We start from the raw sequence: 14,002 nt of genomic DNA on the forward strand, positions 1-14,002 counted from the left end.
AAGTGCTGGTAGCAGCCATCGTCGAGCGGGCCATGCCCGCGATTTTTCGCGCGCATGGCGCGCTCCCACAGTGGATCGGCTAGCGGCCGCTTCTGCCTTGTACCTACCGCTTCAGGCACATAAAGATCGTAAACAGGTTCTAAGAGGCTAAGTTGCGATCAACCCTTGGGCCAGATCAGCGGCAGTACATGCAGGCGCAGCAGCGGTGCCAGGTCGTCGCCATGCGGATCGTCAGGATGCAGCCAGCGCAGCTCTTCGAGCTCGGCTGCCGGTGCGACAGGATGGGAGAGGGCGGCGCGAAAGATATCGGCTTCAACGCGGGTATCGGCTTCGTTGGCGGCCGCTTCATTGAAACGGCCCAGCGGCGTGAAGGCCGTTTCAGGTAGCGTCAGATTCAGCTCTTCGTCGAGCTCGCGGGCCAGGGTCCGCAGGGCGCTTTCACCGGCTTCACGTTTGCCGCCTGGCAGCATGAACATGCGTGTGCCGTGTTTGCGCACCAGTAGCAGCCGGCCTGCGTCGTCGAGCAGGCAGGCGGCTGCGATGTTCAGGGTGCGTGGTGGCATGCTCAGCGCAGGTGGCTGTGCGGGGTTTCCAGCAGGCCGACCTTCACCGCCATCAGCGGCGAGTTGTTGATCCACACGTCGTCGATGACGATGGTGCGGCCAACATCTTCCTTGTCGGCGGCGACCAGCAGGTAGTAGGTGCCATCTTCCGGCGCTTCACCATCCCAGCCCATGCTGGTCATGCCGATTACCGTGGAAGGACGGGCAGGCTTGTTGGGGATGACCGTGCCGTAGGCGTCCATCAGCACGGCGCGGGGCTTCAGGGCAAACTTGTTGATGCCCATGCAGGTGTGGTCGCAGAACGAGTTGACGTTCAGGCGATAGCGCTCGCCCTGCTTGAGCTTCAGCGAATAGACGCGGTAGTTGGACAGTGAGCTGCCGAACTGCATGCTGGCATCGCCGGCGATGCCGTGGGGCACGCTGCTCTGCGGATCCAGTGGCAGCGGCACGACCTGGGCGTTGTGAATCGCCTCCAGGTTGCTGCGTACGATGCTGTCCTGATCGGCCGAGGCGGGTGCCTGCGCCGAGTGAGGGACGCCGCTGCAAGCTCCGAGCATAAAGCAGGCGGCAAGAATGAGGGATTTGTGCACGATGAAGCTCCTGTAAGGCGTATTCCACTGCGCCCCTGATGGGCGCGGAAGGAAGCCGGACAGTATACCGGGTTATTGCGGCAAAACCGTGATGGATTGCCGCAATTTGCCGCTTCGGCTCAATTAGCCGGCCAGACCTACATAAACGTTCTGCACGTCGTCGTGGTTGTCGATGGCCTCCAGGAAGGCTTCGACTTCTTCGAGCTGCTCGGGTGTCAGGCTGGTGACCGGGTTCTTCGGGCGGTAGCCGAGCTTGGCCGAGTTGACGGTGAAACCTTGCTCCGGCAAGGCGCGGCTGACCAGATCCAGGTCGGTCGGCTCGGTGATGAACAGGGTGTTGCCTTCGTCGGCCTCGTCGAAATCCTGCGCGCCGGCTTCGATAGCGGCCAGCTCAGGGTCGGCGTCGCTGTCGCTGGAGGCCTCGATCAGCCCGACATGGTCGAAATCCCAGGTTACCGAGCCGCTGCTACCCATCTGACCCTTGCGGAACAGCACACGGATCTCGGCCACGGTGCGATTGACGTTGTCGGTCAGGCACTCGACGATCAGTGGCACCTGATGGGGGGCGAAACCTTCATAGGTGGTGCGCTCGAAGTTCACCGTCTCGCCGCTCAGACCAGCGCCTTTCTTGATCGCGCGGTCCAGGGTGTCCTTGGGCATCGAGGCTTTCTTGGCCTGGTGGATGGCTAGGCGCAGCTTGGGGTTCATATCCGGGTCGGCACCATTGCGCGCGGCGACCATGATTTCCTTGACCAGGCGGCCGAAGATCTTGCCCCTGGCGTTGGCGGCGGCTTCTTTAGGTTTGGCTTTCCACTGGGCGCCCATGTCTGTTCTCTCGACTATGCGGATAATGGCGTGGCGCAGCCTTCAGGTTACCGGACAGGCTGTGCGACGAATTGCGGTGGCAGATTTTAATCGCTTGGCGTCGGCCTGGCACCCGGCAAATCGCATTTAAGCGGCAGGCATCGCTGCGAATTGCCCGGAGGAACCGGGCAATCGGGCGTTGCGAAGGGGGATCAGGGCGACTGGGTCAGCTTGTCGACCAGTTCGAGCGCCTTCTCGAAGGAGGGGTAGCCGCTCTTGGCAACGTCCAGTTCGGCGTAGTCGGCGCGGTATTCTTCGGCGCGGATCGGGTCGGCTTCATCGACCAGGTATGGCTGCGACCAGATGCGATACAGCAGCGCCACGGCGTAGGGCTGCTGCTTCTCGGCAGCGGCTTCCAGCTTGGCCAGCACTTCGTCGGTCTGAGGGCCTTCGCGGATCATCAGAATCGCCTGGTAGAACTCCACTTCGCCGCGCTCGTCCTCGCTCGCCGCGCGGCGCAGCAGGGCATTGGCCAGCTCGTGGCTTTCCATATCGCCGGACATCACCAGCATCTTGGCCTGCAGCATGTCGTTCTGATAGAGCAGTTGACGATCGCGGCAGCTGTCGCCCGTCATCGGTTCATCGCAGGTGGTTGATGAAGTGGCGCAGCCCGCGAGCAGCAGGCTCAGCAGCAGGCAGGCAACGCCATGTCGGCGGTCAATCATAAAAAATCCCCAGGCAAATCTGATGTATCGACCCGCGCGCCGTCTTCAGGTTCGCCGCGTCGTTGTTTTCCAGGCATGTTTTGTTAGCTCAGCGCAGCGCTTCGACCGCCGCGCCAATAAAGGAATAGGTTTCCATCTCTCGTTCATCCATCTCCGGCTTCGGCCAGGTGCTCCAGATTACCGCCACGACCTTCTCTTTGGGATTGATATACAGGAACTGGCCAAAGATACCCTGAGCCTCGAAGACACCGCCGTCATGATTGGGCAGCGCTGCGGCTCCTGTCGGGAACAGCCACCACTGGTAGCCATAGCCCAGGGCGTAGTCGCCGTCGTACAGTTTGCCAGGCTCCAGATGCGAGCCGGTGGGCGCGCGCGTGGCGCGTTGCAGCCAGCCGGCCGGCAGGATGCGTTCGCCGTTGATCACCCCGTCATCGAGGATGAACTGGCCGAAGCGGCCATAATCACGCAGCGTCGCCGACAGGCCGCTGCTGCCGATTTCCTGGCCGGCACGGCTGTCGAGCTGCCAGAACGCATCGCGTTCCATGCCCAGGCGCGCCCAGATGCGCTCTGACAGATAATCGCTGGCCGTCATGCCGGTCGCCGCATGAACCAGTTCGCTCTGCAGGTGCGATTCACCCGTGCTGTAGTTGAAGGTGGTGCCGGGTGCCTGCGCCTTCTTCAGTGCGGACATCTGCTTGAGCAGCGCGCCGGGGTCGTTGGCCAGTTGCAGCTCGAACATGCGGCGCCGGTCCGATTGCGGGTCGCGATAGGTTTCGTCCCAGGCTACGCCGGAGCTCATCTGCAGTACCTGCTCGACGCTGACGCCGTCGTAGGCGCCGCCCTTGAGCTGTGGCAGATAGCGGGTGATCGGGTCGTTCACGCTGGCGATCTTGCCCTGCTGCACCGCAGCGCCTACCAGAGTCGAGGAAATCGACTTGACCACACTGAAGGACGTCCAGCGGGTGCTGGCGTCGTTGCCCATGGCGTAGCGCTCCAGGGCCACCTTGCCGTCCTTCAAAATCAGCAGGCCGCTGACCTGATTACGCTGCATGAACGCTTCTACACCCAGGCGCTGCCCATCTGCGGTGTATTGCACCGGCACCTCGCTACGCCTTGGCAGCGGCAGCACTTGGGCGCCGCGGTGCACGGTACGGGTGTAAAACAGCTCGTCCATGTTCCGGTAGGTTCCGGCCTGATACGCCGGCGGCAGCTCGTAGAGATCCTGGGCGCGGCCGATGCGCTCCGGCTTGTCGGCAGGCGTCGATGGGCTGGCACAGGCGCCTAGCAACAGGGCGATGGCGGCTGGGAGAAGGGCAGTGCTGCAACGCTGCAAAGTGGTCACGAGGCGTCCCCGGTGCGTGGTCGATGGCTCAACCATAGCCGATAACTGCGGCCGATAGCGCACTTGCAGCACAGCCGAGATGTTGAACTGTCGTTTGTGGGCGCGGCTCTACACAGCACCTAGCACGCTGAAGGAGAGCTTCATGGAACTGCCCAACAAAGACCTCGGTACCCTGTTCGAGCAACTGGGCCTGCCGTCCGACCCCGCCAGCATCGACGCCTTTATCGCCAAGCACTATCCGCTGCCCGATGACGTGAAAGTCTCCGAGGCGCCTTTCTGGAATCAGGCCCAGGCCGCTTTTCTCAAGGACGAATTGCTGGAGGACGCCGAATGGGCGCCGGTGGTCGATGAACTCAATGTGCGTCTGCACGAGAACAAACTGGCGTAAGGCCTTAGGCCTTTTATTCGGTTGAGCTCAGGCGCTGCAACTCGCGCCTGACCATCGCCGCATATTCCGGCGGCGAGAGCTGGTAAAGCTCGCTGGGCACCCAGGTCAGCCAGCCGGCGCCGCGGCTGGCGCGCTGCTCCAGCAGGCGCTGGGCATCGGCGATGGCTTGCTCGGCACGTTGCTGGTGGAAGTCGGCACGGCTCATGATGGTCTCCTGCCTCGCGGAGCAAAGCGCTTATTGTCCCTGCCGCCAGGTGCTTGGTAAACCGAGCGCTGCGCGTTAGGCTCGCGGCTTGTATGCCTGATCGAGAGCCCGAGGATGCCAGCAGCGGTGAACTTCAAACAGCGAATTTGCGCGTTGCGCCCTGGCGATCAGGCTGGCGGCGATGTCGATCTGCTCTATGCCTTCGAAAGCGACCGCGGGCGGATCATCAACTCCGCGGCCATTCGCCGTCTGCAGCAACGCACCCAGGTGTTTCCCCTCGAGCGCAACGCGGCGGTGCGCAGCCGCCTGACCCATTCCATGGAAGTCCAGCAGACCGGGCGCTTCATCGTCCGCACGCTGTACGCCCAGCTCGGCGAGCGGGCTGCGGACTACGGCCTGGACGACTTGCAAGGCGCCCTGGAAAGCCTGGTGGAAATGACCTGCCTGATGCACGACATCGGCAACCCGCCATTCGGGCATTTCGGTGAGTTCGCCATTGGCGAGTGGTTCGAGCGGGCTCTGGATGGGCTGTTCGCCGTGGCCGTGCCGCAGCACCAGGCCAATCCTGATCTGCAAGCCCGCATGCGCGCCGACCTGCGCAATTTCGAAGGCAACGCCCAGGCGGTGCGACTGGTGGTCAATCTGCAGCGCCTACGCCTGACCTACACCCAGACCGCCGGCTTGCTTAAATACTTGCGCCCGGCCTACCAGCCCAGGCCCGGCAAGGGCACGGCCGGTGCCTACCTGAACAAGAAGCCCGGCTTCTATCTGTCCGAAGAATATTTTGTCGCCGAACTGCAGCAGGCGTTGGGTCAGGCGCCGGGGACCCGTCATCCGGTGGCGTACATCATGGAGGCCGCCGACGACATCTCCTATTGCCTGGCCGATATCGAGGATTCGGTGGAGAAGGGCATCCTCACCGTGACCGAACTGGCGCCGCTGCTGGTGTCCACGTTCGAGAAGCTGAAATCCACGGACATTCCGATTCCCGGCTCCAAGCAGTCATTCCGGGGGCTGGTCGAGCAAGCTCTCGAGCGCTATCACCAGGAAGAGATCAACAAGGCCGGCGAATTCTTCGTCAAGTTGCGCGTCAGCATGATCCACCCGCTGGTGCAGCACGCGGCGCGGCAGTTCATCGACAATATCGACGCGGTTCACGCCGGCACCCTGGACCGCGCGCTGATCGAAGACGACAGCCTGCCTCACGCCATCGTGCAGACCTTCAAGGACGTGGCCATGGCGCGGGTGTTCTGTCACCGCGAGGTGGAAACCCTGCAGTTGCAGGGGCACCGGATCATTCAGGGCCTTCTGGACAGCTACGGCGCGCTGCTACGGGTGGATGCGCAGACCTTTGTCGAGCTGACCGAAGGCAACTGCCGCCGCGAGGCCTATCTGCAGATGCTGGTGCGCCGCCTGCCAAGCCAACTGATCAAGGCCTATCGCCAGGCAGTGCGTGAGTGCGGCGAAATGGATCGCGCCGCCTGGGAGTTCTACCACCGGTGCCGATTGGTGCAGGATTTCATCAGCGGCATGACCGATCAGCATGCCCATGATGAGTACCGCACGCTGTTCGCGCTTTAAGTGCGTCAGATGTTCTTCCAGACCAACTGCAGTCCGGCCAGCAGCATGCCCAGCCGGGCGATGCGGTAGAACCAGGTGTGGTTGATCCGCGACTGTAGCCACAGGCCCGTCCATACACCGAGCGGCACGATGGGGGCGAGCATCAGGCTGAGCAGCAGGTTCTCCCGGCTGAACTGGCCAAGCCAGGTGTAGGGGATCAGCTTCATGGCGTTGGTAAGCAGGAAGAACATATTGATGGTGGCCACGTAGCGCAGTTTTTCCAGCTGCTGGGGCAGCAGGTGCATCATCACTGGCGGTCCGCCGGCGTGGGCGACGAAGCTGGTGAAACCTGCCACCGAGGACAGCGCCAGGCCGCGCCTGGGTTGCAGCGGTCGCGGCGCCGGGTCGCTCTTGAGCAGCCCCAGCAGCACGAAGGAAATGGCGATCAGGCCGATCAACAGACCAATCAGACTCTCGTTGAGCAGCCCGAAGGTCAGCGAACCGATGATGATGCCGATCACCGCGCCGGGCAGCATGACCTTGAGGTTGGCCACGTCCCAATTGCCCCAGTAGGCCTTGAGCCCGACTACGTCGGCCAGGCAGAGGATCGGCAGCATCACTGCCACCGCCTGCATCGGCGAGGTGGCCAGGGCCAGCAGGGGCACGGCGATGCCGCCCAGCGCACCGCCGAAGCCGCCCTTGGACAGGCCGGTGAGAAAGACGGCAGGAATGGCGAACAACAACAGGTTAGCGAGGGTCATTGCACAGGGCTCTTTCAGCGAGTGCGCAGCGTAGAGGCTGTCGCCGCTGCCTCGCAAGCCAGCCGAGCATCATCAGCCTATTCAGGAGCGTCTGTCTCATGCCCGATTTCCAGCACCCCAGTCTCGATCTCGATGCCCGCTATACCTTCGCCAAACGGGTGGCGCTGGAAGCTGCCGAACGGGCCATGACCTTCTACGTGCGGCGCAGCGAGCTCACTGTAGAGCACAAGGACGGCGATCTGCAGGATGTGGTGAGCATCGCCGATCAGCAGGTCGAGGCATTTATTCGCGGCGAACTGGCCGAGCATTTTCCGGACGACGGCGTGGTCGGCGAAGAGGGCGGTAGCGCCGGCCTGCAAGCGCGCTGCATCTGGGTGATCGATCCCATCGACGGCACGGCGTGCTTTCTCAACGGCCTGCACAACTGGTGCGTGTCCATTGGCCTGCTGGTGGACGGCGAGCCGTTGCTTGGCGCCATTGCCGATCCCAATCACGGCGAGCTGTTTCATGGGTTCGTCGGACGCGGCGCCTTCGTCAACGAAACGCCGTTACTGGCCCATGGCGCCGGACATGTGCGCGAAGGGCTGGTCGGCGTCGGCACCACCCATCGCCCCGGCAAGGAACACTTTCTGCCATTTCTGCACGGCCTGCTCGATGCCGGCGGTATGTTCGTGCGCAACGGCTCCGGCGCACTGATGACCGCCTACGTCGCCGCCGGGCGGCTGATCGGCTACTACGAAACTCACCTGAAGAGCTGGGATTGCCTGGCCGGCCTGGTGTTGGTACGCGAGGCCGGCGGGCGCAGCAACGATTTTCTGCGCGGCGACGGTCTGCTCGCCGGCAATCCCTATCTGGTGGCGGCGCCCGGCGTTTACGAACAGCTGGCGGTACTGGTCGGGCCGTCTCTGGACGAGCCCTGAGTCAGTCCGGGTTGAACTCGGCGAACACCTGCTCGCCGGTCAGTTCGCGGGTCTGATTGGCGAAGCAGTAATAGGGTGGTCTGGATTCGACGAAGATCTGGCTGTCGAACTGCCAGTCACCGTGGTCATCGAGCAGGCCCACCGGCACTGCATGGTGGCCGTTGCTTTTCAGACGATAGAACAGGTGGCTGCCGCATTGGCCGCAGAAGCCCCGCTGGGCCCACTCCGATGAGTCGTGGATGCTCACCTGCTGCTCTCCACTGAGCTGCGCCAGTTCGCCTTCGGCCACCAGCAGCGGGCCGCCGCCCCATTTGCGGCAGGTCGCGCAGTGGCAGGCGCTGACGCTGGGGCTGGCGATACGCAAGGTCAGGGTGACGGCGCCACACAGGCAACTGCCATGTCGATCGAGATTAGCCATGGACTTGCTCCTTGAACGCGGCCGGTGCGCTTGCCAGCCTCAGGTGACAGGGGAGGCCGCCTCGACGACCTGGTGGATGAACTGCAGCTTGCCGACCACCGCTGCAGAAAGCACGAATGGATAGAGATCCTTGTGGCCCATGCTGCGCGCCAGCTCGTTGAGCATAGCGGCCAGTTCGATCCAGGCATTGATGAAGCGCAGGAACTCGTCGGCCTTCGGGGCGTGCGGGTCTGACAGCGCAGCGCCGGTGAACGGTCGGAACTCCAGTTCCACGTCGCCGGCGCGCATGCCGAAGCTCAGAGCGGTGTCCAGGGTGTCCATCATGTGCAGGTAATGGGCCCAGGTTTCCGCCCAGTCTTCCCAGGGATGCATGGTGGCGTAGGCACTGACGAACGATTCCTGCCAGTCGGCTGGCGCGCCCTGTTCGTAGTGGCGTTGCAGCGCGGCGCCGTAGTCAGCGCGCTCATCGCCGAACAGCCGGCGGTAGCCGTTCAGCCAGGGTGTACCGGCGACCAGCCGATCCCAGTAGTAGTGGCCGACTTCGTGGCGGAAGTGACCGAGCAGGGTGCGATAAGGCTCGTGCAGCTGAATGCGCGTCTGTTCGCGCACGTCGTCATCCGCCTCGGCGATGTTCAGGGTGATCAGGCCGCGGGCGTGGCCGGTCACCGGCGGTTGGCCGCTGAGGTCCGGGCCAAGAAAGTCGAAGGCCAGGCCGCGTTCGGTATCCTTGTGCTTGCTGATCAGCGGCAAACCCAGATTTAGTAGTTGCGCCACCAGGCGGCGCTTGGCGATCTCCAGGCGCGCCCAGCGCTGCTCGTTGCCGGATATCGACAGGTCGGGAATGGTACGGTTGAGCTGGCAGGCGATGCACAACTCGCCCGCGCTGTTGTGCGGCAGCAGCCAGTTGCAGCCGGCGGCGCTGTGCAGATTGGCGCAGCGCCTGTAGCGCCGGGTATCTCCGTCGATTCGCCAGCTGTGCGGGCCTTCACCGGCGTGCAGCGTGACCACCTGGCCGCGCTCGGGCTCGTAGCCCAGCGGCGACTGGCAGGCCAGGCACTGGCTGTTGCGAAAGAAGATGGGCTGGCCGCAGGTGCATTTGCCAAGGGCTTTCTGGCTGGGCGAGCGGGATTGGATGGCTGAGTCGCCAATGCGTAGGCCAAGGGCCTGGAAGAACCGGTTCATGCGAAGGCCTCACCCATGCTGACTACCGCAGCGATAGAGTGGCGTGCAGGGGCGGCGGTTCAGGGTTTTCGGCGAGAGGGGGCGGGGAGTGAAGAGAAGCCTGGCACCGGGCGGCACCAGGCGGGGGGTGTGAATCAGTCCTGGCGGCTGGTCACTTCAAGCAGGTGGTAGCCGAACTGGGTCTTCACCGGACCCTGCACCACGTTGACCGGGGCGCTGAATACCACGGTGTCGAATTCCTTGACCATCTGGCCCGGGCCGAACGAGCCCAGATTGCCGCCGTCACGGCTGGACGGGCAGCTGGAGTTGTCTTTGGCGACCTGGGCGAAATCGGCACCACCTTCGATGGCAGCTTTCAGTTCGTTGCACTTCGCTTCAGTGGCAACCAGGATGTGGCGGGCAGTGGCTTTAGCCATGGGAAAACACTCCGTTCAAATGAGTTGCCGAGCCTACCGGATTCGCCCCATGAGTCAAATCGAGTGCGTTGCCGTTCGAGGGTGCCAGTCTTCGCGCAGGCTTTGCACCACATGCTCGATGAAGGCGCGCACCTTGGGCGTCAGATCAACGCGGTCGCGCACGCACAGGTAATAGTCCAGCGGCTCGATCAGCGCCTGGCTGCCAGCGTCTTCGGGCACCCCGAACAGCGGTAACAACTGCCCGCTCGCCAGCAGCGGCTCGGCGACGAAGGCCGCTAGGCGGGTGATGCCGCCGCCATTGACCGCCACCCTGGCCAGCACGTCGATGTCGTCACTGACCAGCGCCACGCGAAGCGGCGCGTCGAAACGCACGCCGTCGCGCACGAAGCGCCAGGGCATTAACCGTCCATCCACCGCGACCTTGAAGGCCAGGCAATCGTGCTGGCTGAGTTGTTCGGGCGCGCGAGGCGTGCCGGCTTTCTGCAGATAAGCCGGCGAGGCGCAGTAGATCGACGGCACGCTGGCGATATGTCGGGCCACCAGGCCGTCTTCAAGCTGTTGGGGAATACGGATGCTGATATCCACCGATTCCTGAATGTGGTTGACGCTGCGGTCGGTGGTGCTGAGTTCACAGGCGATGCGCGGGTAGCGGGCGGCGAAGACCGGCAGCATTGCCGCCAGCACATACCGGCCAAAGGCGGCGCTAGAGGCGATGCGCAGGCGGCCCTGGGGCTGGTCGTGCTGCAGCGTGGCGTTGCTGCGCGCCAGCTCCAGATCACGCAGCACGTTGCGGACCTGGCTGAAATACAGCTCGCCACTTTCGGTCAGGGCCAGACTGCGGGTGGTGCGGGTCAGCAGGCGAATGCCCAGAGACGCTTCTAGTCGTGCGATGTTCTGGCTGGCTGCCGCCGCGCTGATGCCCAACAGACGCGCGCCCGCGGCAATGCTGCCGCTCTCCACCGCCTTCACGAAACTCTCGATGCCGCGCAGGGTATCCATAGTCGAGCTTTCTATTGGTAGCTGGATTGATAAGGTTTGCTTGGAACTGACCTTACCTGTGGGCGGCTACTCGGGGCAATGCGGCGCGTCGATAATCGCCGCCTCGCCACCCCTGGCTCTACACCGCTACCTGATAAGGATTTTTCCATTGCCCGATTCGACCCTGAATACCACCCGCACCAGCTGGAAGCTGCCGGCCAAGCTCTCGCCGATTGCCTTCGCCTTCTTTATGTCCGGGATTATGGCTTTTCTCATGTGCCTGGTGATCACCGCGACCAATCGCGGCTTGAGTGACGGTTACCTGAGTGCGGTGCTGGAAGCCTATCGGCTGGCCATGCCCGTAGCGTTCGTCTGCGTGATGGCCGTTCGGCCGGTAGTGGTGCACCTGGTCAAATTGACGGTGAAAAGCTGATACGCGGAGTGTGAGATGTATCCAAAAATGACGAAGCGTTACCAAATGATTCCGTGATGGATGGTAGGCTGTCACATCCGAATTCAGCCGATCCCATGGAGTTGCAGATGTACTACAAGGAGTTGTTATTGGCCGGCCTGCTGGCCACCGCCGTCCCGCTGAGCTGGGCCGACCAGGCACCGCAAGCCTCGGATGCCCAGGAAGGTGCCGCTCAGCAAAGCCCCGTCGAGGCAGACGAAAGCGAGTACATGAGCGAGGAGCAGTTTCTCGACAGCCTCAATTTCCGCAGCGGCAAGGTGGTGTTGGGCGGCAACCTGGCGACCCTCAATCTGCCGGACAACATGGTGTTCCTGGACGGCGACGACGCCGAGCGCGTGCTGGTCCAGGCCTGGGGCAACCCGCCGGACGAGAAGCCGCCGCTGGGCATGATCCTGCCCAAGGGCGTTTCGCCGCTGGCCGAGGAGTCCTGGGCGGTGACCGTCGAATACGAGGAAAGCGGCTATGTGTCCGATGAGGACGCCGCCGACATCGACTACAACGACATGCTCAAGGACCTGCAGGAAAGCGCCAAGGAAGACAACAAGTGGCGTGCGGAGAACGGTTACGAGCCGGTCTCCATCGTCGGCTGGGCCTCGGCACCGCACTACGATGCCGAGGGCAAGAAGCTGCACTGGGCCAAGGAAGTGAAGTTCGGCGACAGCGACGAGCACACCCTCAACTACAACATCCGCGTGCTGGGCCGTAAGGGCGTACTGGTGCTGAACTTCATCGCCGGCATGCACCAGCTGCCGCAGATCGAGCAGAACGTGCCCGCGGTCCTGGCGATGACCGATTTCAATGACGGTAACCGTTACGCCGACTTCAACCCGGACCTCGACAAGGTCGCCGCCTACGGCCTTGGCGCGCTGATCGCCGGCAAGGCTGCTGCCAAGGTCGGCCTGTTCGCCGCGGCCCTGGTGTTGCTGAAAAAGCTGTGGATCCTGCCCGTGCTGCTGATCGGCTGGGTATGGCGCCGCATCACCGGCAAGAAGTCCGAGGCGCAACCAGCGCCGGTCGAGCCCCAAGTGCAGCCGCAGGCCCCGGCCGAGCCGGCGCCGAACGAGGTGCCGCCGAAGGTGTCCAGCGTGATGGATCTGAACAACACGCCTGACGACAAGCACAAGTAACGCCGTCGTCAGAATGAAAAAGCCCCGGCATCGACCGGGGCTTTTTCATGTCATTCGGGCAGGAACATCGCGATGGCGATGAACAGCCAGAGCAGGATGCCGGGTAGCATGCACAGCCAGTTGGCCAGGCTGAAACGGCTGTTCTGCTCGCCGGCGCTGTCACCGCTAGCCAGGTTGGCCTGTTGCTGGATGGTTGCCAGCGGCCAGGCTGTGACCAAGGTCGCCGCGACCAGCAGTACGATGTCCAGTATCGGATGGCCGAAACTCTCGACGCGGGAAAGGCCGTTACCGACGAAGACCATTATGATGTACGTCCAGGCGACGGCGGCGTATTTCCACTCGCCAAGACCCTTGGCCTGCAGCTGGCCCTGGATCAGTCGGCATAGCGAATGGATGAAGAAGATATGAAAGATCGAGCGCGCGGCGGGGCTGATCTTCTTCGGCAACATGGTGGCCCGCTGGCGATCCCAGTGCTTGTACGCCCAGTAGATCGAGTAGAAACCGAGGGTGAAGAAGTACAGCAGGTACAGCTTGCGGGTAGAGGTTACGAAAAATGTGTCGCTGGCGCGCTCCTGGGGCAGGAGATCGGCGCTTGGGGTCTGATAGATATTGTCCATTCTGGTGTCTCGCAGGCACTTTCTGAGTGCTATGGCTAGGCGTTCGCCACGCGAACGACTCCTCCAGGAGCGCGAGAGATTTTACCGGGTATTTCCAGAATGTGGCGTGACACGAGCCTTGGAAGGTGGGCCATGGCGGCCCACCGGGTAAGCTGCTCAGCAGTAGGTGTCGAGCAGTTCCTGCTTCTGGGCGCGCGGGCGGGCCCAGTCGTGCTGCAGGGTGCGCAGCACGTTGCCGATGAAGTCCCGGTCAGCCGCGGCGCGGCGGCCGACGTAGCCCTGGCCGCGGCGGTAAGTGCGCAGGCGGGTGCGCATGTTGGGGCGCTGGTTGACGAATTCGTCCTCCGGCTGGTCTGCCGGTACACGGTCGATACGGACTTCGCCGGTTTCGCAGACCCACAGGATGTGGTTGTGCAGACTGTCCTTGTGCTGGGAGAACAGTTGAGCGAGTTCGTCGATAGTCGGTTGCTGATTCAGGTTCATGGCGCTTACCCCTTCATTCTCTGATCTGTCTAGGGCGACCGCTTGAGCGCGGCCGTCAATGCCCGTGGCGTTTGAGTGCTGCCGACCAGCGTGTAGTGATGTGTGAATATCGCTACGCCGTGGCGGCTAACCTAGGTCGAGGATGCGCGGGAGAGTGTGGCGAAGACGGGATCGGATGCGGGAGATCGACTGATCAGCCACAGGCATCATGACAACGTCTCGCTAACGCTCTCGTCCTTGCAGGACGCTCGACTTCATCAATCTGCCTTGTGGGCAGTACATATCGTGGAACGCTCGGCTGGTATTACCGAGCTCGCCCAAGTGCCCTTGTCAGGGCTCCCATCAGGGGAGGCGAGCTCATCATGCAAAAGCGCAAAGGGGCCGTCAATACTTTTGTAGTGATTTATTATTACCACTACAAGAAATCTTTAAAGCCTCTGCGAAGCGTCTG

The 14,002-nt window shown here is 62.9% G+C and carries 18 protein-coding genes; 5 read left to right on the forward strand and 13 right to left on the reverse strand.

Features of this window, described 5'->3' with window-relative positions; all coding sequences use genetic code 11:
- Nucleotides 1-158: 158 nt before the first annotated feature.
- The 5 genes from FB481_RS04735 to FB481_RS04755 all read right to left on the reverse strand — a co-directional run bounded on the left by FB481_RS04735 (nucleotide 159) and on the right by FB481_RS04755 (nucleotide 4,015).
- On the reverse strand, nucleotides 159-563 hold the full coding sequence (locus FB481_RS04735) for an NUDIX domain-containing protein (protein ID WP_147175225.1): 405 nt from the start codon (nucleotides 561-563) through the stop codon (nucleotides 159-161).
- A 2-nt stretch (nucleotides 564-565) separates the two neighbouring features.
- Complete coding sequence (locus tag FB481_RS04740) at nucleotides 566-1,153, reverse strand: hypothetical protein (protein ID WP_093501888.1); 588 nt, start codon at nucleotides 1,151-1,153, stop codon at nucleotides 566-568.
- Nucleotides 1,154-1,276: 123 nt separating this feature from the next.
- Nucleotides 1,277-1,978 carry a YebC/PmpR family DNA-binding transcriptional regulator gene (locus FB481_RS04745; protein WP_147175226.1) on the reverse strand — a complete coding sequence of 234 codons (702 nt, stop codon included), beginning with the start codon at nucleotides 1,976-1,978 and terminating at the stop codon, nucleotides 1,277-1,279.
- A gap of 191 nt (nucleotides 1,979-2,169) precedes the next feature.
- Nucleotides 2,170-2,682 (reverse strand): hypothetical protein, encoded by a 513-nt coding sequence (locus FB481_RS04750; protein ID WP_147175227.1) that lies wholly within the window; start codon nucleotides 2,680-2,682, stop codon nucleotides 2,170-2,172.
- A gap of 88 nt (nucleotides 2,683-2,770) precedes the next feature.
- Entirely contained in the window at nucleotides 2,771-4,015 is a 1,245-nt protein-coding gene (locus tag FB481_RS04755; protein ID WP_372239543.1) for a serine hydrolase domain-containing protein, read from the reverse strand.
- 151 nt (nucleotides 4,016-4,166) lie between these two features.
- On the opposite strand from FB481_RS04755, the gene FB481_RS04760 reads away from it, so the two are divergent.
- Complete coding sequence (locus FB481_RS04760; protein ID WP_013792056.1) at nucleotides 4,167-4,412, forward strand: DUF2789 domain-containing protein; 246 nt, start codon at nucleotides 4,167-4,169, stop codon at nucleotides 4,410-4,412.
- Between the two features lie 13 nt (nucleotides 4,413-4,425).
- Here FB481_RS04760 and FB481_RS04765 read toward each other — a convergent pair whose 3' ends face one another.
- Nucleotides 4,426-4,617 (reverse strand): hypothetical protein, encoded by a 192-nt coding sequence (locus FB481_RS04765; protein WP_147175229.1) that lies wholly within the window; start codon nucleotides 4,615-4,617, stop codon nucleotides 4,426-4,428.
- 114 nt (nucleotides 4,618-4,731) lie between these two features.
- Here FB481_RS04765 and dgt point away from each other — a divergent pair, with 114 nt between their 5' ends.
- Entirely contained in the window at nucleotides 4,732-6,198 is a 1,467-nt protein-coding gene (gene dgt, locus FB481_RS04770) for a dGTPase (protein WP_147175230.1), read from the forward strand.
- 5 nt (nucleotides 6,199-6,203) lie between these two features.
- Here the strand turns inward: dgt and FB481_RS04775 are convergent, their stop codons facing one another.
- Nucleotides 6,204-6,938 carry a sulfite exporter TauE/SafE family protein gene (locus FB481_RS04775; protein WP_147175231.1) on the reverse strand — a complete coding sequence of 245 codons (735 nt, stop codon included), beginning with the start codon at nucleotides 6,936-6,938 and terminating at the stop codon, nucleotides 6,204-6,206.
- 98 nt (nucleotides 6,939-7,036) lie between these two features.
- On the opposite strand from FB481_RS04775, the gene FB481_RS04780 reads away from it, so the two are divergent.
- Nucleotides 7,037-7,858 (forward strand): inositol monophosphatase family protein, encoded by an 822-nt coding sequence (locus FB481_RS04780; protein WP_147175232.1) that lies wholly within the window; start codon nucleotides 7,037-7,039, stop codon nucleotides 7,856-7,858.
- Nucleotide 7,859: 1 nt separating this feature from the next.
- Here the strand turns inward: FB481_RS04780 and FB481_RS04785 are convergent, their stop codons facing one another.
- The 4 genes from FB481_RS04785 to FB481_RS04800 all read right to left on the reverse strand — a co-directional run bounded on the left by FB481_RS04785 (nucleotide 7,860) and on the right by FB481_RS04800 (nucleotide 10,873).
- Nucleotides 7,860-8,276, reverse strand: coding sequence for a GFA family protein (locus tag FB481_RS04785; protein ID WP_147175233.1), 417 nt, complete (start codon nucleotides 8,274-8,276; stop codon nucleotides 7,860-7,862).
- A gap of 39 nt (nucleotides 8,277-8,315) precedes the next feature.
- Nucleotides 8,316-9,458 carry a putative zinc-binding metallopeptidase gene (locus FB481_RS04790; RefSeq protein WP_147175234.1) on the reverse strand — a complete coding sequence of 381 codons (1,143 nt, stop codon included), beginning with the start codon at nucleotides 9,456-9,458 and terminating at the stop codon, nucleotides 8,316-8,318.
- A 134-nt stretch (nucleotides 9,459-9,592) separates the two neighbouring features.
- A complete protein-coding gene (locus FB481_RS04795) occupies nucleotides 9,593-9,874 on the reverse strand; it encodes a peptidylprolyl isomerase (protein WP_013792047.1) in 282 nt (93 codons plus the stop codon).
- Between the two features lie 54 nt (nucleotides 9,875-9,928).
- Nucleotides 9,929-10,873 (reverse strand): LysR family transcriptional regulator, encoded by a 945-nt coding sequence (locus tag FB481_RS04800; protein WP_147175235.1) that lies wholly within the window; start codon nucleotides 10,871-10,873, stop codon nucleotides 9,929-9,931.
- Between the two features lie 148 nt (nucleotides 10,874-11,021).
- Between FB481_RS04800 and FB481_RS04805 the strand changes: the two genes are divergently transcribed.
- On the forward strand, nucleotides 11,022-11,285 hold the full coding sequence (locus tag FB481_RS04805; RefSeq protein ID WP_178109834.1) for a DUF2798 domain-containing protein: 264 nt from the start codon (nucleotides 11,022-11,024) through the stop codon (nucleotides 11,283-11,285).
- A 107-nt stretch (nucleotides 11,286-11,392) separates the two neighbouring features.
- Nucleotides 11,393-12,451: a DUF2167 domain-containing protein gene (locus tag FB481_RS04810; RefSeq protein ID WP_147175236.1), complete on the forward strand. Its 1,059-nt coding sequence runs from the start codon at nucleotides 11,393-11,395 to the stop codon at nucleotides 12,449-12,451.
- A 50-nt stretch (nucleotides 12,452-12,501) separates the two neighbouring features.
- On the opposite strand, the gene FB481_RS04815 is transcribed toward FB481_RS04810, so the two are convergent.
- A complete protein-coding gene (locus FB481_RS04815) occupies nucleotides 12,502-13,068 on the reverse strand; it encodes an MFS transporter permease (RefSeq protein WP_147175237.1) in 567 nt (188 codons plus the stop codon).
- Nucleotides 13,069-13,224: 156 nt separating this feature from the next.
- Entirely contained in the window at nucleotides 13,225-13,551 is a 327-nt protein-coding gene (locus FB481_RS04820; RefSeq protein ID WP_093501860.1) for a hypothetical protein, read from the reverse strand.
- Nucleotides 13,552-14,002: the final 451 nt, after the last annotated feature.

Source organism: Pseudomonas sp. AG1028 (assembly GCF_007993955.1).
GTDB lineage: Bacteria > Pseudomonadota > Gammaproteobacteria > Pseudomonadales > Pseudomonadaceae > Aquipseudomonas > Aquipseudomonas straminea.